The organism is Lysobacter sp. M15 (assembly GCF_022662515.1).
GTDB lineage: Bacteria > Pseudomonadota > Gammaproteobacteria > Xanthomonadales > Xanthomonadaceae > JAKPBU01.
In genome coordinates, this window is the sequence record NZ_JAKPBV010000003.1 from 132,410 (window position 1) to 158,149 (window position 25,740).

Annotated in this window: 17 protein-coding genes; 7 read left to right on the forward strand and 10 right to left on the reverse strand. The window is 68.0% G+C overall.

The window, feature by feature from the left end:
• Positions 1 to 23: 23 nt before the first annotated feature.
• The 6 genes from eda to MC380_RS03085 form a co-directional block, all read right to left on the reverse strand.
• On the reverse strand, positions 24 to 698 hold the full coding sequence (gene eda / locus MC380_RS03060) for a bifunctional 4-hydroxy-2-oxoglutarate aldolase/2-dehydro-3-deoxy-phosphogluconate aldolase (RefSeq protein ID WP_242104117.1): 675 nt from the start codon (positions 696 to 698) through the stop codon (positions 24 to 26).
• Positions 699 to 700: 2 nt separating this feature from the next.
• The gene (edd, locus tag MC380_RS03065; protein ID WP_242162979.1) at positions 701 to 2,629 is read right to left on the reverse strand and encodes a phosphogluconate dehydratase; all 1,929 of its coding nucleotides are present in this window, start codon (positions 2,627 to 2,629) and stop codon (positions 701 to 703) included.
• A 121-nt stretch (positions 2,630 to 2,750) separates the two neighbouring features.
• Positions 2,751 to 3,476, reverse strand: coding sequence for a 6-phosphogluconolactonase (gene pgl / locus MC380_RS03070; protein WP_242104115.1), 726 nt, complete (start codon positions 3,474 to 3,476; stop codon positions 2,751 to 2,753).
• Entirely contained in the window at positions 3,473 to 4,489 is a 1,017-nt protein-coding gene (gene glk / locus MC380_RS03075; RefSeq protein ID WP_242104114.1) for a glucokinase, read from the reverse strand. Before glk ends, pgl begins: the two co-directional genes overlap by 4 nt.
• Before the next feature lie 3 nt (positions 4,490 to 4,492).
• Entirely contained in the window at positions 4,493 to 5,896 is a 1,404-nt protein-coding gene (gene zwf, locus MC380_RS03080; RefSeq protein WP_242104113.1) for a glucose-6-phosphate dehydrogenase, read from the reverse strand.
• 67 nt (positions 5,897 to 5,963) lie between these two features.
• Positions 5,964 to 7,367 carry a GH1 family beta-glucosidase gene (locus MC380_RS03085; protein WP_242162980.1) on the reverse strand — a complete coding sequence of 468 codons (1,404 nt, stop codon included), beginning with the start codon at positions 7,365 to 7,367 and terminating at the stop codon, positions 5,964 to 5,966.
• Positions 7,368 to 7,470: 103 nt separating this feature from the next.
• Between MC380_RS03085 and ugpC the strand changes: the two genes are divergently transcribed.
• Positions 7,471 to 8,547 carry a sn-glycerol-3-phosphate ABC transporter ATP-binding protein UgpC gene (gene ugpC / locus MC380_RS03090; protein ID WP_242162982.1) on the forward strand — a complete coding sequence of 359 codons (1,077 nt, stop codon included), beginning with the start codon at positions 7,471 to 7,473 and terminating at the stop codon, positions 8,545 to 8,547.
• A gap of 66 nt (positions 8,548 to 8,613) precedes the next feature.
• On the opposite strand, the gene MC380_RS03095 is transcribed toward ugpC, so the two are convergent.
• On the reverse strand, positions 8,614 to 10,704 hold the full coding sequence (locus MC380_RS03095) for a hypothetical protein (protein WP_242162985.1): 2,091 nt from the start codon (positions 10,702 to 10,704) through the stop codon (positions 8,614 to 8,616).
• Between the two features lie 34 nt (positions 10,705 to 10,738).
• Positions 10,739 to 13,264, reverse strand: coding sequence for a TonB-dependent receptor (locus MC380_RS03100; RefSeq protein WP_242162987.1), 2,526 nt, complete (start codon positions 13,262 to 13,264; stop codon positions 10,739 to 10,741).
• A 222-nt stretch (positions 13,265 to 13,486) separates the two neighbouring features.
• On the opposite strand from MC380_RS03100, the gene treF reads away from it, so the two are divergent.
• Complete coding sequence (gene treF, locus MC380_RS03105; protein ID WP_242162989.1) at positions 13,487 to 15,058, forward strand: alpha,alpha-trehalase TreF; 1,572 nt, start codon at positions 13,487 to 13,489, stop codon at positions 15,056 to 15,058.
• Positions 15,059 to 15,082: 24 nt separating this feature from the next.
• Here treF and MC380_RS03110 read toward each other — a convergent pair whose 3' ends face one another.
• Both MC380_RS03110 and MC380_RS03115 read right to left on the reverse strand, forming a co-directional pair.
• Positions 15,083 to 15,529 (reverse strand): hypothetical protein, encoded by a 447-nt coding sequence (locus MC380_RS03110; protein ID WP_242104107.1) that lies wholly within the window; start codon positions 15,527 to 15,529, stop codon positions 15,083 to 15,085.
• Entirely contained in the window at positions 15,453 to 16,478 is a 1,026-nt protein-coding gene (locus tag MC380_RS03115; RefSeq protein WP_242162991.1) for a peptidoglycan recognition family protein, read from the reverse strand. Before MC380_RS03115 ends, MC380_RS03110 begins: the two co-directional genes overlap by 77 nt.
• 242 nt (positions 16,479 to 16,720) lie before the next feature.
• Between MC380_RS03115 and smc the strand changes: the two genes are divergently transcribed.
• The 5 genes from smc to MC380_RS03140 all read left to right on the forward strand — a co-directional run bounded on the left by smc (position 16,721) and on the right by MC380_RS03140 (position 25,683).
• On the forward strand, positions 16,721 to 20,236 hold the full coding sequence (gene smc, locus MC380_RS03120) for a chromosome segregation protein SMC (protein WP_242104105.1): 3,516 nt from the start codon (positions 16,721 to 16,723) through the stop codon (positions 20,234 to 20,236).
• 108 nt (positions 20,237 to 20,344) lie between these two features.
• The gene (gene zipA, locus MC380_RS03125; protein ID WP_242104104.1) at positions 20,345 to 21,085 is read left to right on the forward strand and encodes a cell division protein ZipA; all 741 of its coding nucleotides are present in this window, start codon (positions 20,345 to 20,347) and stop codon (positions 21,083 to 21,085) included.
• Positions 21,086 to 21,227: 142 nt separating this feature from the next.
• Positions 21,228 to 23,327: an NAD-dependent DNA ligase LigA gene (ligA, locus tag MC380_RS03130; RefSeq protein ID WP_242162993.1), complete on the forward strand. Its 2,100-nt coding sequence runs from the start codon at positions 21,228 to 21,230 to the stop codon at positions 23,325 to 23,327.
• Positions 23,328 to 23,517: 190 nt separating this feature from the next.
• Entirely contained in the window at positions 23,518 to 24,501 is a 984-nt protein-coding gene (gene epmA, locus MC380_RS03135) for an EF-P lysine aminoacylase EpmA (protein ID WP_242162996.1), read from the forward strand.
• 405 nt (positions 24,502 to 24,906) lie between these two features.
• A complete protein-coding gene (locus tag MC380_RS03140; RefSeq protein ID WP_242104101.1) occupies positions 24,907 to 25,683 on the forward strand; it encodes a DUF3011 domain-containing protein in 777 nt (258 codons plus the stop codon).
• Positions 25,684 to 25,740 lie beyond the last annotated feature (57 nt).

Genomic DNA, 25,740 nt, shown 5'->3' on the forward strand with positions numbered 1-25,740 from the left:
CTGCAAAGCTGCTCCCCGGGGCGTCAGCGGTTCGACGCGATGGCGGCGGCCTTGCGCGCGCTGGCTTCGACCCTGTCCCAGTCGCCCGCCGCAATCCAGCCTTGGGGCACCATCCACGAGCCACCCACGCACAGCACATTCGGCTCGGCCAGATAGGCGGCGGCGCTGGCTTCATCAACGCCCCCGTTGGCGCACAGCTTCATTTTCGGCAGTGGGCCCGCCACGGCCCGGAGCAGCGGGATACCCCCTAGCGCCGCCACCGGAAACAGCTTGGCGACCCGGATGCCGCGTTCCTGCAGGGCCAACAGCTCGCTGGGGGTGGCTGCGCCCGGCACCACCGGCAGCGAGGATTGCACCAAGGCATCGAGCAGATGCGGCGAAACACCGGGCGTGACGATGAAGTCGGCACCGAGTTCCTCGACCGCATCCACCTGCGCTGGTTCGAGCACGGTGCCGGCGCCGACCTTGCAGTCGGGAAACGCATCCTTGATCGCCGCCAGCGCATCCAGCGCGGCCGGGGTGCGCAGCACCAGTTCGATCGTGCGCAGTCCGCCGGCCACCAGGGCGCGTACGGTGTCCAGGCCCTGGGCGACGCTGACGACGGTCAAAACCGGCATGACGCCGGCTTCCCGCAGCATCGTTTCGGCGAGCTGCTGACGCTGCTCGAGTGCGGCGGATTCAACGTGCGTGTGCGGCATGGTCAGGCGTCCTTGGCTTCGTGCGGAGCGTCCGCAGCGGCAGCGGATTCGCCGAGCTGGTATTCGGCGTCGTATTCGGGCGCGTGTCCTTCATCGTGCACCGGGGCGCCGCACGAGATCGACAGTGCACCTTCGTCGGCGGGCGTGGCCACCTGGCGGTTGATCGCGAACAGGTTTCGGCCCAGGTCCCAGGCCGGCGGGGTGGAATCGCGAGCGGGTGCGCGCGCGTTCCATTCGGCGGCATCGACCAGCACTTCAAGCACGCCGGCTTCGCCGTCGAGGCGGATCATGTCGCCTTCACGCAGCTTGGCGAGCGCGCCGCCGCGCTTGGCCTCGGGGGTGACATGGATGGCCGATGGGATCTTCCCTGACGCGCCGGACAGGCGGCCATCGGTGACCAATGCCACCCGCCGCCCCTGGTTCTGGAGCATGCCCAGCAGCGGGGTGAGCGAATGCATTTCCGGCATGCCGTTGGCATGCGGGCCCTGGAAGCGGACCACCGCGATGAAATCCTGCGGCAGCGCGCCTGCGGCATGCAGTTTGTTGAGGGCCTGCGGATTGTCCACCACCACCGCCGGCGCGGTGATGCTGCGGTATTCGGGCTTGATCGCCGACAGCTTGATCAGGCCGCGGCCCAGGTTGCCGTTGACCAGGCGCAGCCCGCCCTGGGCTTCGAAGGCCGTGGCGACGGTACGCAGCACGCTGTCGTCGCCCGAGATCGCGGGGACCGGCGCGTAGGTGAGCCGGCCTTCGCCCTCGCTGCCGTCGAGCTGCGGGGCGTCGGCATAGGCGCGCATGCCGCCTGGCACGATCGTGGGGATGTCGTCGTGCATCAGTCCGGCATCGAGCAGTTCGCGGATCACGAACGCGGTGCCGCCAACCTCGTTGAAGCGGTTCACATCGGCGTCCCCGTTGGGGTACACCCGCGCCAGCAACGGCACCGCCTGGGCGATGGCGTCGATGTCCTCCCAGGTCAGCACGATGCCCGCCGCGCGCGCGACCGCCACGAAATGGATGGTGTGGTTGGTGGAGCCACCGGTCGCGACCAGCGCGGCGATCGCGTTGACCATCGTGCGCTCGTCGACCAGACGCCCGATCGGCCGCGGGTCCGCGCCGAGCGCGGTGATGCGCAGCGCGCGTTCGACCGCGGCGCGCGTGCAGGCGGCCCGCAGTTCCGTGCCTGGCTGCACGAAGGACGAGCCGGGCAGCTGCAGGCCCATCGCTTCCAGCAACACCTGGTTGGAGTTGGCGGTGCCGTAGAAGGTGCAGGTACCTGGCGCGTGGTAGCTGCCGGATTCGGCTTCGAGCAGTTCTTCGCGCGTGGCTTCGCCCGCGGCATAACGTTCGCGCACGGCCGCCTTCTGTTTGTTGGAGATGCCCGACGGCATCGGCCCGCCCGGCACGAACACGGCCGGCAGGTGCCCGAAGGCGAGCGCACCGATCAGCAGGCCCGGCACGATCTTGTCGCAGATGCCCAGGTACACGGCGCTGTCGAACGCGTCGTGACTCAGCGACACGGCGGTGGCCTGTGCGATCACGTCGCGGGAGAAAAGCGAAAGCTCCATGCCGGGGCGGCCCTGGGTCACGCCGTCGCACATCGCCGGGACGCCGCCAGCGACCTGCGCACTGGCCCCGAGTGCGCGCGCGTGCTGGCGGATGAATTCGGGATAGCCCTCGTAAGGCTGGTGCGCCGAAAGCATGTCGTTGTAGGCGCTGACGATGGCCAGGTTGGGCGTGGCGTCGCGCTTGAGCCGTTCCTTGTCTGCGCCCGCCGCGGCCGTCACGTGCGCCAGGTTGCCGCAGCTCAGGTGGGCTCGATTGGGACCGCGCGCGGCGGTCGCCTGCACGACTTCCAGATATGCGGCGCGCGTGGCGCGGCTTCGCTCGCGGATGCGATCGGTGATGGCGGCGATGCGGGGGTCAAGAGGCATGGTGAGTAGGCACTTAAGGAGTAGGAACTAGAAACTAGAAACGAGAGAGTGGCGAAGAGCAGGCTGCGGGTGAGGGCGGGGCAGGACACTAGTTTCTAGTTCTTCCCCACTAGTTCCTCCCCTACGGTGCCCAATGCACCTGCAAGCTTGCACCCGGCGTGGTGAAGGCCAGGCGGATCGGCAGTTCGCGCACGTTGTCGCCGTCCACGGCGCGCTCGAACAGGGCCCGCTTCGCTGCGCCACGGATCAGCAGGAAGCGCGCATGCGACGGCGCCAGGCCGGCGGGTGTGAGGCTGATGCGTCGGGCGAAGCGGCCCGCGCCGGGACAGCCGGCCGTGTCGACGGCGACATAGGCCTGTTCAGAAGCGAGCGCTTCGTCGAGTCCGCGCATGCGCGGAAACAGCGATGCGGTGTGTCCATCGTCGCCCATGCCGAGCACCACCACGTCGGCGGACTGGTGAGCGTGCAGGTTGGCCACGCGGACTGCCTCCTCGATCGTCTGGCCGGTGCGGGTGAGGCCTTCGAAGTGCGCGGCGGCGGCTGGGCCGTGCAGCAGGGTTTCGCGTATCAGGCGCCCATTGCTGTCCGGGTCGTCGGGTTGCAGCCAGCGTTCGTCCACCAGCGCCGCATCCACGCGTTTCCAGTCCAGGTCCAGCTGCGCCAGCTCGGCATAGACAGGAGCAGGCGTGCTACCGCCTGAAAGCAGGAGCCTCGTGCGCTCGCGTTCGCGCAACGTTTCGCCCAACGCATGGCCGATGGCGATTGCAGCCGAGCGCGCCCAGACTTCCGCGTTTGCATGCTCACGAAACTGCACGCGGCCGCGTCGCGGTGTCGCTGGCGTGGTCATCGTGCCGCTTCCCGGGCCGCGCCTTCGATCGCGGCGCTCTCGATGGCGATGACCGCTGCACCCAGCAGCCCGGGCTGCGGGTGCATGACCGCCAGGGTGGGGATCGTGGCCATGGTCGGCGAGAACCGGCCCTTGTGTTCGAAGCGAGCGCGGAAGGCCGAGTGTTGCAACGTGTCGATCAGCTTCGGCACCAGTCCGCCGGCCAGGAACACGCCGTCCCAGGCGCCGATCGTGAGCACCAGGTCGCCGGCAGCCGCGCCGAACACGGCGCAGAACACGTCCACCGCACGCATGCAGCGTGGATCGCCCCGCTTCGCGCCCTCGGTGACGTCGCGCGGTTCCATCGGGCCTGGATCCACCCCGGCGATGCGGCTCAGGGCGCGGTGCAGGTTGACCAGCCCCATGCCGCTGATCAGGCGTTCGATCGACACCCGTCCGTACTCCTGCGACAGCTGCTGCAGGATCGCGATTTCCTCGGGATTGCCGGGCGCGAAGTCGACGTGGCCACCTTCGGTCGACAGCGGGAACGGGCGGCGCCCTCGGATCAGCAGCCCGCCGACGCCGAGACCGGTGCCGGGTCCGATCACGGCGAAGGTGCGGTCGTTGCCGTGTTCGCCACGATTGGCCGGCCAGGGGGTGCCGCCGATGGCGATGACATCCTTCGGCTGCAGCGCCAGCACCGCCATCGACTGCGCGGTGAAATCGTTGACCAGGCGCATGCCATCGAGCTGCAGCGCCTGACAGGTGCGCGGGATCGAGATCACCCACGGGAAGTTGGTGATGCGCGCCTCGTCGCCATCGACGCGACCGGCGACCGCGATCACCGCCCGCTTCACCTGTGCTCCGGTGTCCTGCAGATAGCGCGCGGCGGCATCGGGCAGCGAGGGGAAGTCGTCGACTTCGTACACGCGCACGCTGTCGGCCAGCAGCGGTGACGGTGCGGTCACGTCTGCCAGGGCAAAGCGGGCATTGGTACCGCCGATATCCGCGAGCAGGACGAGCGCTGCACTCATGCGTCAGGTTCCGTTGGCGATATCGGGGGGCAGGAAGCCATTGGCCTGTTCCGGCCCCCACGAGCCGGCAGGATAGCGCCGCACGCTCGTCGATGCCTGTCCCCAGGCATCGCTGATGCTGTCGATCCAGCGCCACGCGGCTTCCACTTCATCGTCGCGCACGAACAGGGTCTGGTTGCCGTGCAGGGCGTCCAGCAGCAGGCGCTCGTAGGCGATGCGCCGCTGCGGCTGCGCCATCGACAGATCCAGCTCTAGCGGTTGCAGCTCCATACCACCGAATTCGGGGGCCGCCAGGCTGCCCATCAGGTCCAGTTCGATGGTCTCTTCCGGCTGCAGCCGCATCGACAGCCGGTTCGGCGCGGCGCCGTCGCGGTGCGGGCGATCGAACAGCCAGTGCGTCACCGGTTTGAACGTCACCACGACCTCGGTGTTGCGCGCCGCCATCCGCTTGCCGGTGACCAGGTGGAACGGCACACCGGCCCAACGCCAGTTGTCGATCCAGGCGCGCAGCGCGACGAAGGTTTCCACCTCACCTTCGAACTTGAACCCCGGCACCGCGTGACCCTCGACCACGCCCGCATCGTAGCGGCCGCGAACGCTGTCGATTTCGACCTCGCCCGGCTGCATCGGCCGCAGCGCGCGCAGTACCTTGCGCTTCTCGTCGCGGATGCTGTCGGCATCCAGTGCGCTCGGTGGCTCCATCGCGATCAGCGCCAGCAGCTGCAGCATGTGGTTCTGGACCATGTCGCGCAGGGCGCCATAGTTGGCGTAATAGCCCTCGCGCCCGTCCACGCCGGCGGTCTCGCCCACGAGGATGTGCACCGACTCGATCCAGCGGTTGTGCCACACCGCTTCGAGCAGGGTGTTGCCGAAGCGTAGCGCCAGCAGGTTCTGCACCGGCGCCTTGCCCAGGTAGTGGTCGATGCGGAAGATCCGCGATTCGTCCAGGTTGGCCTTGAGCGTGGCGTCGATGGCGCGCGCAGAGTCCAGGTCGTGGCCGATGGGCTTTTCCAGCACCAGCCGCGATGGCGGTTCCAGCAGGCCCGCGGCCTTCAGCCCGCGGCAGGCGCCGGCGAACAGGTCCGGTGGCGTGGACAGATAGCTCACGCAGGGGCGGTCGGCGTACTGCGCGAGCGCAGCGGTCATCCCTTCCGGATCGTTGAGGTCGAGCGCGTGGTAGCGGGTACGGCGCAGCAGGGCTTCCAGGCCGGCCTGCTCGCGTTCCCCACGGATCCTGCTGCGCAGCCAGTTGGCGAAGCCGGTGTCGTCGTGCTGGGTGCGGCCAATGGCGACCACGCGGAAATCATCGGGCAGCAGGCGGTCGCGCAGCAGGTGCGCCAGCGACGGAAACAGATAGCGCTGGGCGAGATCGCCGGTGGCACCGAACAGCAGCAGGGTGTCGATCATGGGTCGCTACGTACCTGGGCAGGAAGCGGGGGAGGTCCGGCCCATGCAGGGCCGCCGGAACCGTCGATTATTGCCCAGGCAGCGCCAGGATGGTTCGCGTTGTGCCTTCGGCATCGCCATCACCGCCGGCGAGGGCCGCTCCGTGACTGGACACCACGCGGCTGTAGAACCTGGCGCTGTCCTTCGGCGTGCGCTCGAGCGTGTCGTAGTCGACATGCACGATCCCGAAGCGTTTGGAGTAGCCCAGCGACCATTCCATGTTGTCCATCAGCGACCAGAGCATGTAGCCGCGGACATCGACCCCGGCCTCGATCGCGGCATGCACCGCACGCAGGTGCGAGCGCAGGTACTGGACGCGCAGCGGATCGTGCACCACGCCATTCTCGACGTGCTCCGGATCGGGGAACGCCGCGCCGTTCTCGGTGACATAGACCGGCAGGTCGCCATAGGTGCGCTTGAACCACAGCAGGGTGTCGGTAAGCCCCTGGGGGAACACTTCCCAGCCGGTCTCGGTGTAGAGCGCATCGTCCTGCCTGACCGCTTCGGCGTTGAGCGGGTAGGTCTCTGCTGCCCGGGTCACGCTGCGCGTGTAGTAGTTGATTCCGACGAAATCCAGCGGCTGGCGGATCAGGTCGAAATCGCCGACCGGCCATTCCGGCCATGCGTGGCCGAAGACCTCCTGCAATTCACCCGGATAGCGGCCGAGCAGGGCAGGGTGCAGGTACTGCTCGTTCATGTAGGCGTGCGCCCGGGCCACCGCGGCGGCGTCATCGGCCAGATCGCTCGCCGGGTACTTGGGTTCGATGTTCACGACCAGGCCGATCTGGTGCGCACCGATGGCGCGGTAGGCCTGCACGGCGGCGCCATGCGCGCGCATCAGGTTGTGGCTTGCGATGGGTGCCTCGTACTTGCTGCGATGCCCGGGCGCGAGCGCTCCGTGCAGGTAACCGCCGTCGGTGATCACCCACGGCTCGTTGAGCGTCACCCATTTCTTCACGCGTCCGTCGAGCGCGCGGTACAGCACGCTGCCGTACTCGGCGAACCAGTCGGCGCAGTCACGGTTGAGCCAGCCGCCGCGGTCGTCGAGCGCCGCGGGCAGGTCCCAGTGGTACAGGGTGAGCAGCGGCTCGATGCCGTTGGCGAGCAGTTCGTCGACCAGGCGCGAGTAGAAATCGAGACCCTTCTGGTTGATGCGGCCAACGCCCTCGGGCAACACCCGCGACCACGACACGCTGAACCGGTAGGCCTGCATGCCCAGCTCGCGCATCAAGGCAACGTCGTCCTTCCAGCGCCGATAGTGGTCGCAGGCGATATCGCCGGTATCGCCGTTGACGGTCATGCCGGGCGTGTGGGCGAAGCGGGTCCAGATGCTCGGCCCGGCACCATCGGCCAGGGGAGAGCCTTCGATCTGATGGGCGGCAGTGGCGGTGCCCCAGAGAAATCCGTCCGGGAATTTCGGCGTTGGATTCATCAATCTTCCGTGCGTCTCGCGGGCGGCGTCGTGTAAACGATTACATGCCAGAATAGCCCAGCGGCTGCGCGATTGCAGCCCGCACAGCCCCGGTGGAGGCCGTATGGCGAATGTCGCCCTGGAAAACGTGCGCAAGGTCTATTCCAACGGCTTCGTCGCCGTGGAAGACGCAACGTTCCAGGTGGCAGATGGCGAGCTGCTGGTGCTGGTGGGACCGTCGGGCTGCGGCAAGTCCAGTCTGCTGCGGATGATCGCCGGCCTCGAGACGATCACTTCCGGCACGCTGCGCATCGGCGACCGGGTCGTCAACGATGTCGCGCCGAAGGATCGCGACGTCGCGATGGTGTTCCAGAGCTACGCGTTGTACCCGCACATGACCGTGGCGGAGAACCTGGCTTTCGCATTGAAGCTGCGCGGACAGACCCGGGCGCAGGTCGAGGCCCGCGTGCGGGCAGCCGCTGCGATGCTGGAGCTCGATACCGTGCTCGATCGCAAGCCGGCCCAGCTCTCGGGCGGCCAGCGCCAGCGCGTGGCCCTTGGGCGGGCGCTGGTGCGGCACCCGCAGGCGTTCCTGCTGGACGAGCCCCTTTCCAACCTCGACGCCAAGCTGCGCGCCGGCATGCGGGTGGAGATCGCGCGCCTGCACCGCAAGCTCGGCGCGACCATGGTCTATGTCACCCATGACCAGGTCGAGGCGATGACCCTGGGCCAGCGGATCGTGGTGCTGAAGGATGGCCGCATCCAGCAGATCGACACGCCGATGGCGCTGTATGCGAAACCGGCCAATGTATTCGTCGCCAGCTTCCTGGGCAGCCCGGCGATGAACCTGCTGGCCGGGACACTGGTGGGCGAGGACGGGCCTGCGCTGCACCTGGGCGACGGCGCGCGGCTGCCGCTGGACGGCGCCGACATCCCGCGCGATTGGATCGGACGCGAGGTGCGCGTCGGCATTCGCCCCGAGCATCTGCTGCCGGCCGGCAACGGGGCAGGCTTCGACGCACAGGTCGAAGTTGTCGAACCGGTCGGCAGCGAGGCCTACGTCAACCTGCGCCATGGCGCGCACAGCCTCATCGCCCGCGTCGCCGCAGACGACTTGCCGCAACCCGGCGCGTCGCTGTCGCTGCGGGTCTCGCCTGGGCGGCTGCACGTGTTCGATGGGGCCAGCGGCGAGCGGCTTTAGCCGGGCAGGCGGATCGGCCCGGTCTGCAGTGCGACGTTCCGCAGAGGGCGCCCGTGCAGTGTGGTTTCAGGGAGAAGGTGCAGGCGCCTCTGTGCGGCGTACTTCGGCGTCCGAATCGGCCGGCGGCGGGATCGCCAGATAAACCGTGCTCCATAGCTGCGCGGCGTTCGATTCGTCCGCATCGCCGCTGCTCTGACCGAACGGCACCGCGCGATAACGGCCGTCCTCGTACGCCCAAGACCACAGTTCCGAGGTGCGCATCGTGCCGGTGGCGTCGATGGCCTGCCACAGCCGTCGCTGTGCGTCGCGCAGGTGCGTGCGGGTGGTGTCTGGAAGGTCGTTGCGCTGCAGCTGACGTGCCAGCCCGGCCGCCAACAGCGCCTGCTGCCAGGACCAGACCACGGTGCCGTGATAGGCGGTACGGCCGAACTCGGCGCCGAGTCCGGAATTGGCGTAGGCGGGGTTGGCCACAAGCAGGCCTGCGTCGGTCATCAGGCCGGCGGGGAACGGCCGCAGCATCGCTTCGACCAGCGCGTCGAGCTCCTGCGGTTGGGGATTACGGAACATCAGCGCGAACCCACCATCGGAATGCAGCACCGGGATCGGCCTGCCGTCCGCATCCAGGGCTAGCGCGGGGAAGCGCAGGCCGGTTTCCGGCACGCTGGCCAGCGCCGGCGCCGGATCGATGCCCTTTGTCCTGGCGTAGCGCGCCACCGCCGCGCGCGCCGTGCCTGCGTCGACGTTGAAAAGGAACAACGGCGGCGCCTGGGTCGACCAGATCTCGGCCAGCTCACGCGCCGCCGCAAGCGCCCGCTGCTGCTCGGCGTTCGCATGCCCCTGCAGGATCTGCGCATCGTTGAAGCGGGCGATGGCCTCGAGTGCCGCCGGGACGAACACCGCGTTGACGTCGTAGGGAATGCGGCCGCCGCCCAGTCCGGTTTCACTGTCGCGCCATTGGCCGACCTTGTGGCCCGGCTTGAGCGCGACCAGGTTGCGGGCGGCAGGTTCGCGCGCGAACGGCTGCGTCATGCCGACGACGAAGGCCAGGTTGCGGGCCAGCGCCGCGCCCAGCGGCTCGCCAGCCGTGGTCTTGCGCACAAGAAAGGCGCTGGCCCGGGCGTGGCCTTCCGGGGTGTCCAGCAGCCATGCCGCCGCGACGGGCGCCAGCATCAGATCGTCGTCGATCATCTTGTAGTCGTAGATCGGTGCGGCGGGATCGTCGCCGATCGTGCCTTCCTTGCGATGGCGCAGCACCGCGAGCTCGCCGATGTCCTCCTCGTGCGCCACTTCGCCGTTTGGATCCAGGCGCTCCAGTACCGAAGCAAGTCCGGCTTCGATGGCGGCCGGCTGCAATGCGGGCATCAGCAGGCGCAACGACATCAGCGTATCGCGGCCGAAATAGGTGTCGAAGCGCCAGGAGCCGGCCAGGAATTTCTCCCGGTAGCTGAGGAATTCGAGCACCTCGCGGCTGCGCTGATCGCTGCCGGCAGCGGTGGAGAACAGCGCGTCGGCCCGCAGCGGGACGAGCGGTTGTTCCCCGGTGAGGGCGGTGATCCTGATCCGCAGCGGTGCGCCTTCGCGATCTGCGTTGAGCACCAGCGGTGCGCCACCGCCGCCGCTGACGTGTCCGTCGAGCAGTTCCAGCGAGAGTTCGTACCCAGGTCCGCCATCCAGGCGCGGGCGCGACCATTGCACGCGGCGCGCTCCCAGCCGCGGACGGGTGGCGACCTCGGCCGGGTAGGCGACGCCGAGCTGGAAATCGCGCAGCACGCGCACGCTGCCCAGCACGGCATCGCGCACAACCAGCCGCGACGCATCGACGCTGGTCTCCGCCACGATGCCGTGCAACGGCCGGCCGGAACGGTCCGGCCGCTGGCTGCCGTGCACTTCGCGCAGGTCCCATCGCACCGGGGCCGCGGCGTCTTCGAACCACAGCCCGACGCCGCTGTTGCCGGCAGGGAAGGCGACCAGCACGCGCGGGCGCTCCCCGGAGCTGAGCAGCAGATGCGCCGCCACTGCGTCCTTGCGGTAGAAGGCATTGAGCGTGCGGCCTTCCTCGATCCGGAACTGCAGCGGTGTGGCATCGTCCGCAACAGCGGCCGAAGGTACGGACGCCAGCAGTGCGAGCGCGCACGACAGGTGCAGCCACGGCTTCATCCGTGGCTGTCCCCGGACCACGTGGTCGCCGCGGTCACCAGCTGTACTTCGCCTGCAAGTTGACCTCGCGGCCCTCGATCGGCCGCGCCAGCAGCACGTTGTCGGCGCCCGAGACGGCGCTGCCGAAGATGCGCGAGTTGCTCTCGGTCAGGCCGAGCTCGTTGGTCATGTTGGTCCCACGCAGATTGAACTGCCAGTGCTGCCCGACGTTGGAGGTCACGCCGAAATCCAGCGTGTGGTAGGAGCCCAGCTGCTGCAGCCCGGACTGGTCCTGGGTGTGGTCGCCGACGTGGGTGTAGGTGATGTACGGCGTGATGTCGCCCCAGTCGAAGACGAACTCGTAGCTGGGCGTGAACATGAAGCGCAGCTTGGGCTGGCGTTGCAGCTGCTGGCCTTCGATTTCCTGGCACTGCTGCTGGCCGTTGATGTCGACGTAGGGGAAGCAGGCGTCGAAATCGCTGTACTCGCCGTCGAGGTAATTCGCGACCAGCTGCAGCCGCAGGTTCTCGACCGGAGTCAGGGTGCCGATGAAGTTCACGCCCCACGAGTCCGAACCGTAGGTCAGCGGACTGCCGACCGGCGTACCGGCGCCATCGGTGGGCTGGTACAGCAGGCCCTTGAAGCGACGTCGATAGGCGCTGAGATCGGCATACAACAGATCGGACTGGTACTTGAAGCCGACCTCGTAGTTGCGGATCTTCTGCATCGGCGGGAAGTTTTCGTTGGTCGTTCCGCGGATGCCGTTGTCGAAGTCCAGGAAGTGGCCGCCGGTGTTGGCCCGGCCATAGACCGACATGCGGTCGGTAAACGCATAGTTCGCACCCGCGGTCCAGGTGGGGTGGGTCTTGTCGTAATGGATGCGCGAGTAGGTCCCGTCACAGACCGGGGTGTTGTTGTCGTAGATCGTGTTGGGATTGCCGTCCAGGTCGACATTGGCCAGGTTGCAGACGTTGTTGGTGGCGTCCTGGTTTTCCAGACGCCCGGACAGGTCCAGCAGCCACTTGCCGATCCGCCAGGAGTCGGACAGGTACAGCGCGGTATTGGTGGCGCTGCCGTGCTGGGCGATATGGAAGCCGCCGAAATCGGCGAAGCCCTGGCTGTCGGTACGCTGCCTGACGACGCCGTCGGTACCGACATAGCTGACCGTGATCGGCGTGGCATTGGGCTCGTTGGTCATCAGCATCTGGTTACCCAGCGACCACTTGTCGTCCATGGTGTAGTGGTTGACGTACAGGCCGACGGTGAGGGTGTTGCCCTCGAACAGCTCCTTGCTCAGGCGGAAGTCGTTGCTGATGCTCTTCAGGTGCTTGTGGATCGACCACCAGCCCTGTTGGATCACGCTCTGGTCCAGCGGTACCGCGCCGCCGCCGACGTAGGTCGCCGTGGCCGACCCGGCCGGAAGCACGAAGCCACCCGGCGTGCCCGCGGTATAGAGCATGTCTTCGAGCGTGGCGGGGTTGTTGCCCGAAAACAGTGCGTTGGTATCGGCATCGCCCTCGTCGAACAGGAACTTGTCGCTGATCGACCAGCCGTTGTCGAAGGCGTAATCGAAGTTGCCGCCGAAGAAGAAGAACTTGGCGCCGCGGCCGTCGGCCAGATCCGCATTCTTGCTCCCGCCCGGATAGGTGGGCAGAAACACCTTCTGGATCGCCTTGCTGTAATAGGTGTCGGTAAGCGGATCGAAGCCCGGGTACTCGCGGAAGCTGTCCTTACCTTCCTGGATCAGCGGAATCGGGGTGATGAACTGGTTCTTGTCGTTGAGATAGCGCGCGTACAGCGTCAGGTTGCCGCGATCGCCGAAATCGCGCGAGAGCGTGCCGGTGAGCTGGCCGCCTTCGTCGGCCGTGAATTCGGGGTCACGCACGCCGTCGGACGTGCGCCAGAACCCGCCGATGCTGCCGTACCAGCCGCTTTTACCGACCGGGAATCCCGAGAACGCATCCAGCCGCCACAGGCCCTCGTCGCCATAGGTCAGGCCGACGCTGCCGTAGGGCGTATCGCTGCCGGTCTTGAGGAAGAAGTTGGCGGTGGCGCCCATCTGCCCGCCGGCGAACACCGCCGACGGCCCACCCTGCAGGATTTCCACCGTCGACACGGTGTCGTCCAGGCGGAAGATCGTGGTGGTTTCGAAGAACGACAGCGTCGGCATGCCGTACAACGGCGAGCCCATCAGCATGGTGGTGAAGTAGGGCGCGTCGCCGCCGCCGGGGAAGCCGGCGATCTCGATGTTGGCGCCGGTCTGGCCGCCGCTGGATTCGGGCCACATCCCGGGTGAAATCTTCAGCAGATCGGCCGTGCTCTTGGGGTTGGCCTGTTTGATCTGCTCTTCGTTGGCGGTGACGATGTTGTAGCTGGCTTCGAGCTTCTTCACCCCACCAGTCGCGCTGCCGGTGACGACGATGGTGTCGAGCGTGGTGGCTTCGCTGCCCGTGGGCGGTTGCGCTGGCGTGGCAGGCGCCTGCTCCACGGGCGGTGGATCCTGGGCGATGGCGAGCGTCGGAAGTGCGACGAGGATGGCGGCAGTCAGCGCTCGCCGGACGAAGGGTCGTGAAAACGTCATTCTTAGGCCTCCCTGGCTCGGAAAGCCGAGCCGACATGACGCCAGCCGGATGGATGGCGCGCAGTAAAGCCCCCTGTCGCTGTCCGACCGTGGATCTGCAGCAATGGCAGGGTCGAAAGCTCGCGCGGAGTGTGCCGGACTCTCCGTCCGGGCTCAATCCCCGGATGGCGCCTATGCTAAAGAGCCCGTGTTGAGTCGCGCACGCCGTCCAGGAGGTTTCCGATGCGCTTACCCGTCCGGACTTGGCTTCTGAGCCTATGTCTGCTGGCCCCTCCGGCCTTGGCCCAGGTCTGCGTACCCGGTCAGCCGCAGCTGTACGGCGAGCTGTTCGAAGACGCGCAGGCGGTGCTCCCTGACGGCAAATCGCTTGTCGATGCGATCGCGAACCAGCCGCCTGCCGCGATCGTCGCCGAATACGAACATGCGCGCACGAGGCCGGGCTTCGATCTGCGCAGCTTCGTCACCGAGCGCTTTGCATTCCCGCGCGCAGCCAACGACGCCTATCGCAGCGACCCCGGCCAGGACGTGCGTGCGCATATCGACGCGCTCTGGCCCGTGCTCGAACGCAAGCCCGCGCCGGGCGACGCGCGCAGCACGCTGCTGCCGCTGCCGCATCGTTATGTGGTGCCGGGCGGACGCTTCAACGAGATCTACTACTGGGATTCCTACTTCACCATGCTCGGCCTGGAAGAAAGCGGCCGGCACGACCTGGCCGTGGACATGGTCAGGAACTTCGCCTGGTTGATCGACCATTACGGCCACATCCCGAATGGCAACCGCACCTACTATCTCAGCCGCTCGCAGCCGCCGTTCTTCGCGGCGATGGTGGAGCTGCTGGCCGCGCGCGATGGTCCTGCGACGCGCGCAACCTATCTGCCGCAGCTGGCTGCTGAATATGCGTTCTGGATGGAGGGCGCGGACAAGCTGGCACCCGGCCAGGCGCATCGGCGCGTCGTGAAGATGGCGGACGGCACTCTGCTCAACCGCTATTGGGACGACTGCGATACGCCGCGCGCGGAGAGCTACCGGCAGGACGTGGAGACGGCCTCGCAGTCGAAGCGTCCGTCGCCCGAGGTCTACCGCAACCTGCGCGCCGCGGCGGAAAGCGGCTGGGACTTCAGTTCGCGCTGGCTGGACGACGGCAAGACCCTCGCCACGATCCGCACCGTGGACATCGTGCCGCCGGATCTCAACAGCCTGCTGTACCGGCTCGAACTGACCCTGGCCGAGGCGTATCGCGCCGCATCGCAGCCCGACAGGGCGCGCGACTTCGAACGCAAGGCCGAGGCGCGCAAGACCGCGATCAACCGCCTGCTCTGGGACGAGAGTAAAGGCATGTATGCCGACGTGAGCTGGAAGGATGGCCGCAGCACCGGCCACGTCAGCGGCGCGACCGCGTATCCGCTGTACTTCGGCATCGCCGATACCGCGCGCGCCGATCGCGTCGCCCAGCGCCTGCGCCAGGATTTGCTGCAACCGCACGGGCTCGCTGCCACGGCCACGCGCACCGGCCAGCAGTGGGATCTGCCCAACGGCTGGGCACCGCTGCAGTGGATCGCCATCGACGGCCTGCGCCAGACCGGACAGCAGGCGCTGGCCGACGACATCGCCAGGCGCTGGATCGCCCACAATATCGCCACCTACCGCGCGACCGGCAAGCTGGTGGAGAAGTACGACGTCACCGGCGACGCCGAGGCCGGTGGTGGCGAGTACCCGCTGCAGGACGGCTTCGGCTGGACCAACGGCGTGCTCCGCCGGTTGCTGGCGCTGTATCCGGAGCAGACGCGCGATTGATGGAAGGGTTGTGCCGGCGGCCGATCAGTCCGCGCCGGCTTCCGGCATCATCAGCACCAACGGCTCGCAGGCCGGGTCCGAGCAGCCGAAGGTCCGGACCTCGTTGCCGCTGCTCCAGGTCGCAGTGGCGGCGGCGTTGATCTCGAAGTCCCAGCTGTGGCCGTCCGACCGCAGCCGGCCCCTGATCGAACAGGGCAGATAGTAGAACTCATGGTGCTTCTGCTCGCCCGTGATCGGTTGACTGAGGCGGAAGAAGGTCCCGGCCTGCTCGCGCGTCAGCGACCAGCGCTTGCATTCGGCTTCGAGTCTGGGCCCGTCGCCGCGCGCGCCAGTCGGGTCGTAGACCGGTGCCGAGATTTCGAGGATTTCCGGAGCGCCGCCGGCGAGCGGTGTTTCAGCGCGTGGGGCCGGTGGATTGCTGCAGGCCAGGATCGTCGACGTTGCGCACAGCAGGCTGGTACAGGCCAGCACCTTCGCCCTGTGTCTTGTACGAAATCGCGTCGTGCTGGTAGATGTCATGGTCATCCAGTCCGTAATTGTTCTGTAGGATGCCGACCAATCGGCGGATCGAAGCGGTTTGCTGCTCGGTGGGGGCCTGCCATGTGCGCGTCTGTTCGTCGTAAGTCGCCACGACCTCGATGCCGACGCTGTCGCCATTGCCGGGATAACGCCGGGGGTAGGGCTTGCCCGATTCGATCCGGTGCACGGCAGCGTAGTCGCTGCCGGGCGCTTGGCGCGCTTCGTCCAGTTGACGCTGTTCCTCGGGCGAGAGACTGCCTTCGACTTCGCCACGCGACCTGATCCTGCCGACGTGGGCGGTGTGCTGGTTGAGACTAGCCGTCTGGTGGATGGTCCCGTCGCGGTCGATCAGGAAGTGGGTGCCGTAAGGTTGCGACTCACCGCGCCAATGGCCGAGCGTGCCGGCGGCCGTGCTGCCCATCGTGCGATGCAGCACGATCGCGTTGACCGCCGGCAACGCGCCGCGTTCCAGCGCCGGAATGGCGGTGCGGGTGATCTCCGGATCGGTCAGGTAGCCGTCGGCGCCGATCGTGCGCTGTTGCGCATAGGGCGCCAGGATGCGGCTGGCGGCGATCTCCGCGGTCGCCAGAGGGGTGGAGATCAGCGGGGCACCTTCGCCGGGCCTGCCGGCGACGACGAACAGCGAGGGCGTGGGCGCGTCCGCACGTCCGGCCACCACACTCAGGCCGCGGACCGTGGTTTCGTCGAGCCGCAGACCGCGGTCGCTCTGGGGCAAGGTTTGCAGGTAGGCGTCGGTCAGGCCGGCTGCGAGATTGGCGCGTTGTTCCGGGCCGCTGCCAGGCTGCGCGGCTGCGACGCCCTGCAGGAGGTGACGGTACAGCGGGTAGTGCCGGTGGTTGGGATCGTCCGGCAGGATGGGGTCGGCGGAGGTTCCGCTCATCGCAAATCTCCGTTTGCATACGAATCCGTTGCACGGTTGATAGCACGCCAGCCCACCGCGGCCAACCGCCGGCCGGCACGCGGCTGCGACCAGCGTCGCTATACTCCACCGATTGTCCGGCGTTCGCGCCGGCCCGTCCCTAGGCAAATCAGTTGCTTGGAGGCGGTTCCGAAAGCCTTTCCTGACCCAAGCACGCGCACGCCAGCCACTGGCCCGGGCGCAGACGAGTACTCCGACGCCGCATGCGCCTGTCCACGATCAAGCTGTCCGGTTTCAAATCCTTCGTCGACCCTACCACCCTGCACCTGCCGACCAACATGACCGGCGTGGTCGGGCCCAATGGCTGCGGCAAGTCCAACATCATCGACGCGGTGCGCTGGGTGATGGGCGAAAGCACGGCCAGTCGTCTGCGCGGCGACAGCGCCACCGACGTGATCTTCTCCGGCTCCACCGCGCGCAAGCCGGTCTCGCAGGCCACGGTGGAACTGATCTTCGACAACTCCGACCACGCCATCACCGGCGAGTACGCGGCGTTCAACGAGATCTCGGTCAAGCGCAGCGTCGGCCGCGACGGGCAGAGCAACTACTACCTCAACGGCGGCAAGTGCCGCCGGCGCGACATCACCGACCTGTTCCTCGGCACGGGGTTGGGGCCGCGCAGCTACTCGATCATCGAGCAGGGCATGATCAGCCAGATCATCGAGGCCCGGCCCGAGGACCTGCGCGTGTACCTGGAGGAAGCCGCCGGCATCTCCAAGTACAAGGAGCGGCGCAAGGAAACCGAGACCCGGATCCGTCACACCCGCGAGAACCTCGACCGGCTCAACGACCTGCGCGACGAGGTCGGCAAGCAGTTGCAGCACCTGGCCCGCCAGGCCCGGCAGGCCGAGCAGTACACTGCCATCCAGGCCGAGCGCAAGGTGCGCGACGCCGAGTGGAAGGCGCTGGAGTTCCGCGGCCTGGACGCGCAGCTGCAGGGTCTGCGCGAGAAGCTGGCGCAGGAGGAAACCCGCCTGCAGCAGCTGATCGCCGAACAGCGCGAGGCCGAAGCCAAGATCGAAACCAGCCGGGTCCGCCGCGAGGAAGCGAGCGAAGCCCTCAACAAGGCCCAGGCTTCCAGCTACGAGGTCGGCGGCACTCTGGCCCGCATCGAGCAGCAGATCGCCCACCAGCGCGATCTGTCCACCCGCCTGCAGCAGGCTCGCGACGAGACGCAGACCGCGCTGGCGGAACTGGGTTCGCACATCAGCGGCGACGAGGCGCGGCTGGCGAGCCTGCGCGAGACGATCGCCGCGGCCGAGCCGGAGCTGTCCCGCCTGCAGTCGGAAGACGAGGCGCGCCAGGCCGCCCTGCGCGACGCCGAAGCCGCGCTGGCCGACTGGCAGCAGCGCTGGGACGCGCACAGCCGCGAGCAGAACGAAGCCGCCCGCGCCGGCGATGTCGAACGCACCCGGGTCGATTACCTCGACCGCCAGTCGCTCGACGCTGACCGCCGCCGCGAGGCGCTGGCCAATGAACGCGCTGGGCTCGACCTGGACGCGCTGGCCGCGGCCTTCACCCAGGTCCAGGCCAGTCACGACGAGCAGAAATCCGCGCTCGATGCGCTCACCGCCGATGTCGATGCGCGCAAGCAGGTCGTGCTGGCGCTGCAGGACGACGTCCGCAAAGCGCAGGCCGAACTGGCCGATGTGCGCAAGACCGCGCAGGAAAAGCGCGGCCGGCTATCCTCGCTGGAGACGCTGCAACACGCCGCGCTAGGCCAGGAGCAGGGCGCGGCGGTGGAATGGCTGCGCCGGCGCGGGCTGGATTCGGCCGCCCGTGTGGGCGAATCGCTGCAGGTCGAGGCGGGCTGGGAACAGGCGGTCGAAGCCGCCCTCGGCCAGCTGATCGAAGGCGTGCTGGTCGATTCGCCCGAGGCCCTGGTCGAGGCGCTGGCCGATCTGGGCGAAGGCCGGCTCACCCTGGTCTCGAACGAAGCCGGTGAGCCCGCCTTCGCGCCGACCTCGCTGGCGGCCAAAGTGCAGGGGCCGCTCGCGATCCGCCGCCTGCTGGCCAAGCTGCATTTCGCGGAGAACCTGCCGGAAGCCAGCGCGCTGCAGTCGCGCCTGGCCGCGGACGGGCATGCCGACCATTCGGTGATCACCCGCGACGGCGCACGGCTAGGTGCGGGCTGGGTGCGCATCGTGCGGTCGGGCGCAGCCAAGCAGGGCGCCCTGCTGCGCGAGCGCGACATCCAGACCCTGCGCGGCGAGATCGAAGCGCTGCAACAACGCGAGCAGGAGCTCGACCGCGGCCTGTCCGCGTGGCGCGACCGTGCCCTGGTGGCCGAACAGCAGCGTGAGGACGCACAGCGTGCGTTGTACCTCGCCCACCGCAGTGTCTCCGAACTCGCCGGCCAGCTGCAGAGCGGTCAGGGCCGGCTGGATTCCGCGCGCGGCCGGATCGCGAAGATCGAAGCCGAAACCGTGCAGCTCGGCGAGACCATCGCCACCGCCGCCCAGCAGGCGCGCGAAGCGCGCGCCAGGCTCGAAGCAGCCGTTTCGCGCATGGCCGAACTGGAGCAATCGCGCCGCGCGCTGGAATCCGAACGCACCGCCCTTGCCGAGGCCCGCGATTCGGCCCGCAACGCCGCGCGCGAGTCGCGCGATGCCGCGCACGCCCTGGCGCTCACGCTCGAATCGCAGCGCGCGCAGATCGTTGCGCTGACCCAATCGCTGGACCGCATGGGCAGCCAGCGCGGCCAGCTCGACAGCCGCCTGGGCGAACTGGCCAGCCAGCTCGCCCAGGGCGATTCCCCGGTGCATGCGCTGGAGGCCGAGCGCCAGGCTGCGCTGGAACAGCGCGTCCTGGCCGAACGCGCGCTTGGCGAGGCGCGCGCCGCGCTCGACGGGATCGACCACGAGCTGCGCGAATACGAGCTGACGCGCCAGCATCGCGACGAGCAGGCGCTGGTGCAGCGCGAAAGGATCAGCCAGCGCAAGCTCGATCAGCAGGCCCTCGCGATCAAGGCCGGACAGCTGTCCGAAGCCGTGGTGCAGGGCGGCTTCGTCCTGGACGAGGTGATCAACACGCTGCCGGAAGACGCCGACCTGGCCGCGTGGGAAAAGATCGTCACCGACTTCGACGCCAAGCTGCGCCGGCTCGAGCCGGTCAACCTGGCCGCGATCTCCGAGCACGCCGAAGCCGAGCAGCGCAAGGACTACCTCGATTCCCAGCACACCGACCTGACCACGGCGCTGGACACCCTGGAAGACGCGATCCGCAAGATCGATCGCGAAACCCGCGGCCGCTTCAAGGACACCTTCGACCGGGTCAACTCGGGCGTGCAGGAGATCTATCCGCGGCTGTTCGGCGGCGGTCACGCCTACCTCGAACTCACCGGCGAGGACCTGCTCGACACCGGTGTGGCGATCATGGCGCGGCCGCCCGGCAAGCGCGTGTCCAACATTTCGCTGCTTTCCGGCGGCGAGAAGGCGATGACGGCTGTGGCGCTGGTGTTCGCGATCTTCCGCCTCAACCCGGCGCCGTTCTGCCTGCTCGACGAGGTCGACGCGCCGCTGGACGAAGCCAACGTGGGTCGCTTCACCAGCCTGGTCGGCGAGATGAGCGAGCAGGTCCAGTTCCTGTTCGTCACCCACAACAAGGCGACCATGGAGGCCGCACAGCAGCTCTCCGGCGTTACCATGCGTGAGCCGGGCGTGAGCCGTCTGGTCTCGGTCGACCTGGCCGAGGCCGCACGCCTGGCCGGAGCCGCTTAAGAGCCGGGAATCGGGAAAGGGGAATCGGGAGTCGCAGAGGTCTGACGTTTCGCTTTGCTTTTTTCCGATTCCCGATTCCCCATTCCGCATTCCCTTCCGGAGGAAGCAATGTCCGACATCTGGCTGCTGCGCATCGGGATCGTCGTTGCGGGCCTTCTGCTGATGCTGGCGATCTGGTTTTTCGGACGCCCGCGCAGGACCCCGCAGGGCACCCGGGTCGAGGCGCGCGGCCGGGACGGCGAGCGCATGGAACCGACCCTGGGCGCGCAGCTCGAGCAGCAGCTCGCGGCCGGAACGGGCTACGGCGACGAAGCGCTGGTGCAGTCGGAAATGGACCTGCTCGACGACGCGATCGGCGCGGTGCAGCCCAACAGCGAGCTCGGCAAGCGGGTCAGCGAGGACTTCGACAAGATCATCACGCTCTATATCGCGGCGCGGGCGGGGCATACCCTGCGCGGCCCGGACATCGTGGTGGCGGCGGAAAAGGCCGGCCTGACCTACGGCCACATGAATGTCTTCCACCGGCTGGTGCAGGGCCATCCCGAGCAGGGCCCGGTCTTCAGCGTCGCCAACGTGAAGAAGCCCGGCAGCTTCGAAATGGCGGAGATCCAGAGCCTGGAAACGCCAGCGATCGCCTTCTTCCTGACCCTGCCGGCGCCGGTGGCGGCGCTGGATGCCTGGGAAATGATGCAGCCGGCCGCCGAACGGATGGCCGAACTGCTCGAGGGCGTGGTGCTCGACGAGCAGCGCAATCCCCTGGGTCGCCAGCGCGTGCAGCACCTGCGCGAGGAAATGCGCGCCTACGACCGCCAGCGCGAGGTCGCACCCGGCAAGCCGGCGCGCTGGTAGGCCACACCGGCGCGTCTTCGCGAGGGGCGCCCTTCGACTCCGCTACGCTACGCTCAGGGCGAACGGAATCCTCGGGTTTGACACTCTCCGTTCGTCCTGAGCGTAGCGCCGAAGGCGCGAAGTCGAAGGACATGGCCTGAGCATGGCGAAGACCACACCCGCCCACCGCATCGAAGACCTGCGTCGCCGGATCGACGACGCCAACCACCGCTACTACGTCCTGGACGAGCCGTCGATTCCCGACGCCGAGTACGACCGGCTCATGCGCGAGCTCGAGGCGCTCGAAGCCCAACACCCTGACCTGGCCGACCCGGATTCCCCGACTCAGAGGGTGGGGAACCTGCCCTCGGGAAAGTTCGCGGTGGTGCGTCATTCCATCCCGATGCTTTCGCTCTCCAACGCGTTCGACGACGGGGAAGTGACGGATTTCGTTGCGCGCATCAGCAAGGAAACCGGCGACGCCGAGCCCGCGTTTTCCGCAGAGCCCAAACTGGACGGTCTTGCGATCAGCCTGCGCTACGAACGCGGACGTTTCGTCCGCGGCGCGACCCGCGGTGACGGCGCCAGCGGCGAGGACGTGACCGCCAATCTGCGCACCGTGCGTTCGGTGCCGCTGCGTCTGCGCGGAAAACCGCCGGCAGTGCTCGAAGTTCGCGGCGAGGTGTACATGCCCAAGGCGGCGTTCGAGCGTTTCAACCAGGCCGCGCGCGAGCGCGGCGACAAGCCGATGGCCAATCCGCGCAACGGCGCGGCCGGTTCGTTGCGCCAGCTCGACCCGCGGGTGACCGCGCAGCGCCCTCTGGCGTTCTATGCCTATGCGCTGGGCGAAGTGGACTTCGGCAAGAACACGGGCGGCAAGTTGCCCGGCACCCATTCGCAGACCCTGGTCTGGCTGCGCGAACTCGGTTTTCCGGTCAGCGCCGAGGTCGAAACCGTGCGCGGCGTCGAAGGCCTGCTGGCGTACTACGCACGCATCGGCGGCAAGCGCGACGCGCTGGCGTTCGACATCGACGGCGTGGTTTACAAGCTCGACCGCTACGACCAGCAGCGCGCGATGGGCTTCGTCTCGCGTGCGCCGCGCTGGGCGCTTGCGCACAAGTTTCCTGCGCAGGAAGAAGCCACCACGGTGGAATCGATCGAGGTCAACGTCGGCCGCACCGGTGCGGTCACGCCCTGGGTGCTGATGGCGCCGGTCCACGTGGGCGGCGTGACCGTGACCCGGGCCACCCTGCACAACGCCGACCAGGTCGCGCGTCTGGACGTGCGCGTGGGCGACACCATCATCGTGCGACGCGCCGGCGACGTGATCCCCGAAGTGGTGCGCGTGGTCGAGGAACGCAGACCGCTGGACAAGAAGGGCAGGCCGCTGCATCCGCCCTACAAGCTGCCCGAGATCTGCCCCGACTGCGGCTCTGCGGTCGAACGCGAGGAAGGCGAAGTGGTCGCGCGTTGCACCGGCGGGCTGTTCTGCCCCGCGCAGCGGGTGCAGGCGCTGTTCCATTTCGCGTCGCGCCGGGCGATGGATATCGAGGGGCTGGGCGAGCGCCTGATCATGGCGCTGGTGGAGTTCGACTACGTACGCACCGTCGCCGACCTCTACCGGTTGGGCGTGGACGACTTCGTCGAGATGAAACGGCGTGCGGACGAGCGCGATGGCGTGATCCCCGAAACAGTCAAGGCCGGCAAGATCGCGACCAAATGGGCCGAGAATCTGCTCGCTGCGATCCAGGCCAGCAAGGAATCCACCCTGGAGCGGGTGCTCTACGCGCTGGGCATCCGCGATGTGGGCGAATCCACCGCCAAGACCCTCGCACGGCACTTCGGCGCGCTGCAGCCGCTGATGGACGCGGACGAGGAAACACTGCGCCAGGTGCCGGACATCGGCCCGGTCGTGGCTGCGCGGATCGCCCACTTCTTCGCCCAGCCGCACAACCGTGAAGTGATCGCAGCCTTGCGCGAGGCTGGAGTCCACTGGACCGAAGGTGCGCCCAAGCGCTCGGCGGAGGGTCCGCTTGCCGGCAAGACGGTCGTGCTCACCGGTGGCCTGGAGTCGATGTCCCGCGACGAGGCGGGAGACCGGCTCGAGGCGCTCGGCGCCAAGGTCTCGGGCAGCGTGTCGAAGAAAACCTCGCTGGTGGTCGCCGGCGAAGCGGCGGGCAGCAAACTCACCAAGGCGCAGGAACTGGGTGTCGAGATCTGGGACGAGGCGGCCCTGCTCGAATTCCTGCAGGAACACGAGTGATCGCCCACGTAGGAGCGACGTCAGTCGCGATCTCCGAAGCCCTCCGCCTCAAGCGGAGAACCCGGATGTGGACGGGGCCGATCTCGACCTGCCGCATCTCGCATGAAATCCATCCACATCCCAGCCTTCCCCTTGAAGGGGAAAAGGAAAAGCTCGCGGCTGACGCCGCTCCCACAGGCTCCGGATCGCCATGACGGGGTGGCAGCCGTCGGCCCTGCCCGAAGCTATCCGCCTGCGCGCCCGCCTGAACGCCGAGCTTCGTGCCTATTTCGCTGAACAAGGCGTGCTCGAAGTCGAGACGCCGGTGCTCTCGCAGGCAGGCAACACCGATCCGAACATCGCCTCGTTCTCGCTCGGATTCTCCGGCCGGACCGAAGGCGGGCCGCGCACGCGCTGGCTGCGCACGTCGCCCGAATATGCACTCAAGCGCCTGCTCGCCGCTGGTGTTGGCGATTGCTACGAGCTGGGTCGCGTGTTCCGCGACGGCGAGGTCGGCGGACGCCACAATCCCGAATTCACCATGCTCGAGTGGTATCGCCTGGGCTGGGATCACCATCGACTCATCGATGAGGCAGCGGCCGTGGTCAACCGCGCGCTGGCCCTGGTGGGACGTGCCGCGCGCCTTGAGCGCATCGCCTACCGCGACTTGTACCGACGCGAACTCGGCGTCGATCCGCTGCGCGACGACGATGCAAGCCTGCGCAGCGCGTTGGGCGATGTGCAGATCGAGCCGGAAGGCCTGGAGCGCGACGACTGGCTCGACCTGCTGATGACCCATCGCCTGCAGCCACGCTTCGATCCGGACACGCTCCTGGCGGTCTACGACTATCCCGCTTCGCAGTGCGCGCTGGCGAAGATCCGCCACGACCCCGCACAGACGGAAAGCCCGGTCGCCGAACGTTTCGAGCTTTACCTCGGCCCGGTGGAACTCGCCAACGGCTACCACGAGCTCACCGATGCAGCCGAGCAGCAGGCGCGCTTCGCGCGCGATCTGGATCGAAGGGCCGCACGCGGTTCGGAACAGCCGCCGGTCGATGCGCACCTGCTCGCGGCTTTGACGCAAGGCTTACCCACCTGCGCCGGCGTGGCGCTGGGCGTGGACCGGCTGCTGATGGCCATGCTCGGCACGCCGCGCATCGCCGACGTGCTGGCTTTCGACTTCGCTCGCGGCTGAGCGGGTGTCCTGGTCGATGCACGGCGACCGGCCTGCGGTCTTCGTGCCTGGTGCGGTAAAGCGCCTCGTCGGCCAGGCCATTCAAAACGCCCACGTATCCGTTCCGGTGGAATCCGGTAGATGTAGGCGGCCTGGACGGTGTGGCCACAGCCGCGCAGCGGGCAGCAGCGTCCCGAGCCCGCGCCGCAAAGCGCTCACGCGGAAGTTGGGGGAGATGGTGGCTGTGGCGCGGCCCAACCATACCGGGCCCTGAACGAAGCTTCCGAACGACACGCGATCTGGACATCGGCACGGGCATGCTCCCGTTCGCAACGCAGGACGCAGTGCGAGTGGGAGGCCTGCGGATCATGGGCATCGACCGCACGGAACGCAGGCTGGCAGGCGGGTAATACAGAGGAGGACGCCATGAACAGGTTCGTGTGGTGCATTGCGCCGCTGGCGCTGCTGCTGTCGGGCTGCGTTGGCTACGGTTACCCCGGCGGCTACTCGTCGGGCGGCTATTACGGAGACAGGTATGGCGGTTCGGCTGGATACCCGGGCGGTTACGGTTCCGATCGCGGCGTCTTCCGGTGCGAATCCAACGATGGACGGACCCGCGAATGTGCGACTGGCGGAACTGCCGTGCGCCTGGTCCGGCAGTTGTCCGATGCGCCGTGCGTGCAAGGTCGCAGCTGGGGCTACACGCGCAGCGGCGTCTGGGTGTCGAATGGATGCCGGGCGGAGTTCGTCAGCAGCGGCTACTCGCCGGGTTATGGCGATCCGGGCTACGGTTCGGGCGCCGGATACGGCGGCAGGTTCCGCTGCGAGTCGCGCGACAACCGCACCCAGCATTGCGGTGCGGGCGGGCAGGGCCGCGCCCGCCTCGTGCGGCAGCTTTCGGATGCGCCCTGCATCCAGGGGCGCACCTGGGGCAGCGACGGCAATGGCGTGTGGGTCTCGAACGGATGCCGCGGCGAATTCGAGTGGACCGGCGGTGGCGGCTGGAGCGGCGGCTACGGACAGACCGTGCGCTGCGAATCCAAAGACAATCGCACGCGTCGCTGCGATGTCCGTGTCAACCGCGGCGTGCAGCTCGTGCGCCAGCTCTCCGATACGCGCTGCATCCAGGGTCAGAACTGGGGCTGGGATGCCAGGGGTATCTGGGTTTCGCGCGGTTGTCGTGGCGAGTTCAGCGTACGCTGAGAATGGAATTCATAAGCGTGGATCAGCGGGTCGGCGCGGCAACGTGCCGGCCCGTCG

Coding starts and splice junctions, on each gene's coding strand:
- eda (WP_242104117.1), bottom strand. CDS start 698: ATGCCGCACACGCACGTTGAATCCGCCGCACTCGAGCAGCGTCAGCAG.
- edd (WP_242162979.1), bottom strand. CDS start 2,629: ATGCCTCTTGACCCCCGCATCGCCGCCATCACCGATCGCATCCGCGAG.
- pgl (WP_242104115.1), bottom strand. CDS start 3,476: ATGACCACGCCAGCGACACCGCGACGCGGCCGCGTGCAGTTTCGTGAG.
- glk (WP_242104114.1), bottom strand. CDS start 4,489: ATGAGTGCAGCGCTCGTCCTGCTCGCGGATATCGGCGGTACCAATGCC.
- zwf (WP_242104113.1), bottom strand. CDS start 5,896: ATGATCGACACCCTGCTGCTGTTCGGTGCCACCGGCGATCTCGCCCAG.
- MC380_RS03085 (WP_242162980.1), bottom strand. CDS start 7,367: ATGAATCCAACGCCGAAATTCCCGGACGGATTTCTCTGGGGCACCGCC.
- ugpC (WP_242162982.1), top strand. CDS start 7,471: ATGGCGAATGTCGCCCTGGAAAACGTGCGCAAGGTCTATTCCAACGGC.
- MC380_RS03095 (WP_242162985.1), bottom strand. CDS start 10,704: ATGAAGCCGTGGCTGCACCTGTCGTGCGCGCTCGCACTGCTGGCGTCC.
- MC380_RS03100 (WP_242162987.1), bottom strand. CDS start 13,264: ATGACGTTTTCACGACCCTTCGTCCGGCGAGCGCTGACTGCCGCCATC.
- treF (WP_242162989.1), top strand. CDS start 13,487: ATGCGCTTACCCGTCCGGACTTGGCTTCTGAGCCTATGTCTGCTGGCC.
- MC380_RS03115 (WP_242162991.1), bottom strand. CDS start 16,478: ATGAGCGGAACCTCCGCCGACCCCATCCTGCCGGACGATCCCAACCAC.
- smc (WP_242104105.1), top strand. CDS start 16,721: ATGCGCCTGTCCACGATCAAGCTGTCCGGTTTCAAATCCTTCGTCGAC.
- zipA (WP_242104104.1), top strand. CDS start 20,345: ATGTCCGACATCTGGCTGCTGCGCATCGGGATCGTCGTTGCGGGCCTT.
- ligA (WP_242162993.1), top strand. CDS start 21,228: ATGGCGAAGACCACACCCGCCCACCGCATCGAAGACCTGCGTCGCCGG.
- epmA (WP_242162996.1), top strand. CDS start 23,518: ATGACGGGGTGGCAGCCGTCGGCCCTGCCCGAAGCTATCCGCCTGCGC.
- MC380_RS03140 (WP_242104101.1), top strand. CDS start 24,907: ATGAACAGGTTCGTGTGGTGCATTGCGCCGCTGGCGCTGCTGCTGTCG.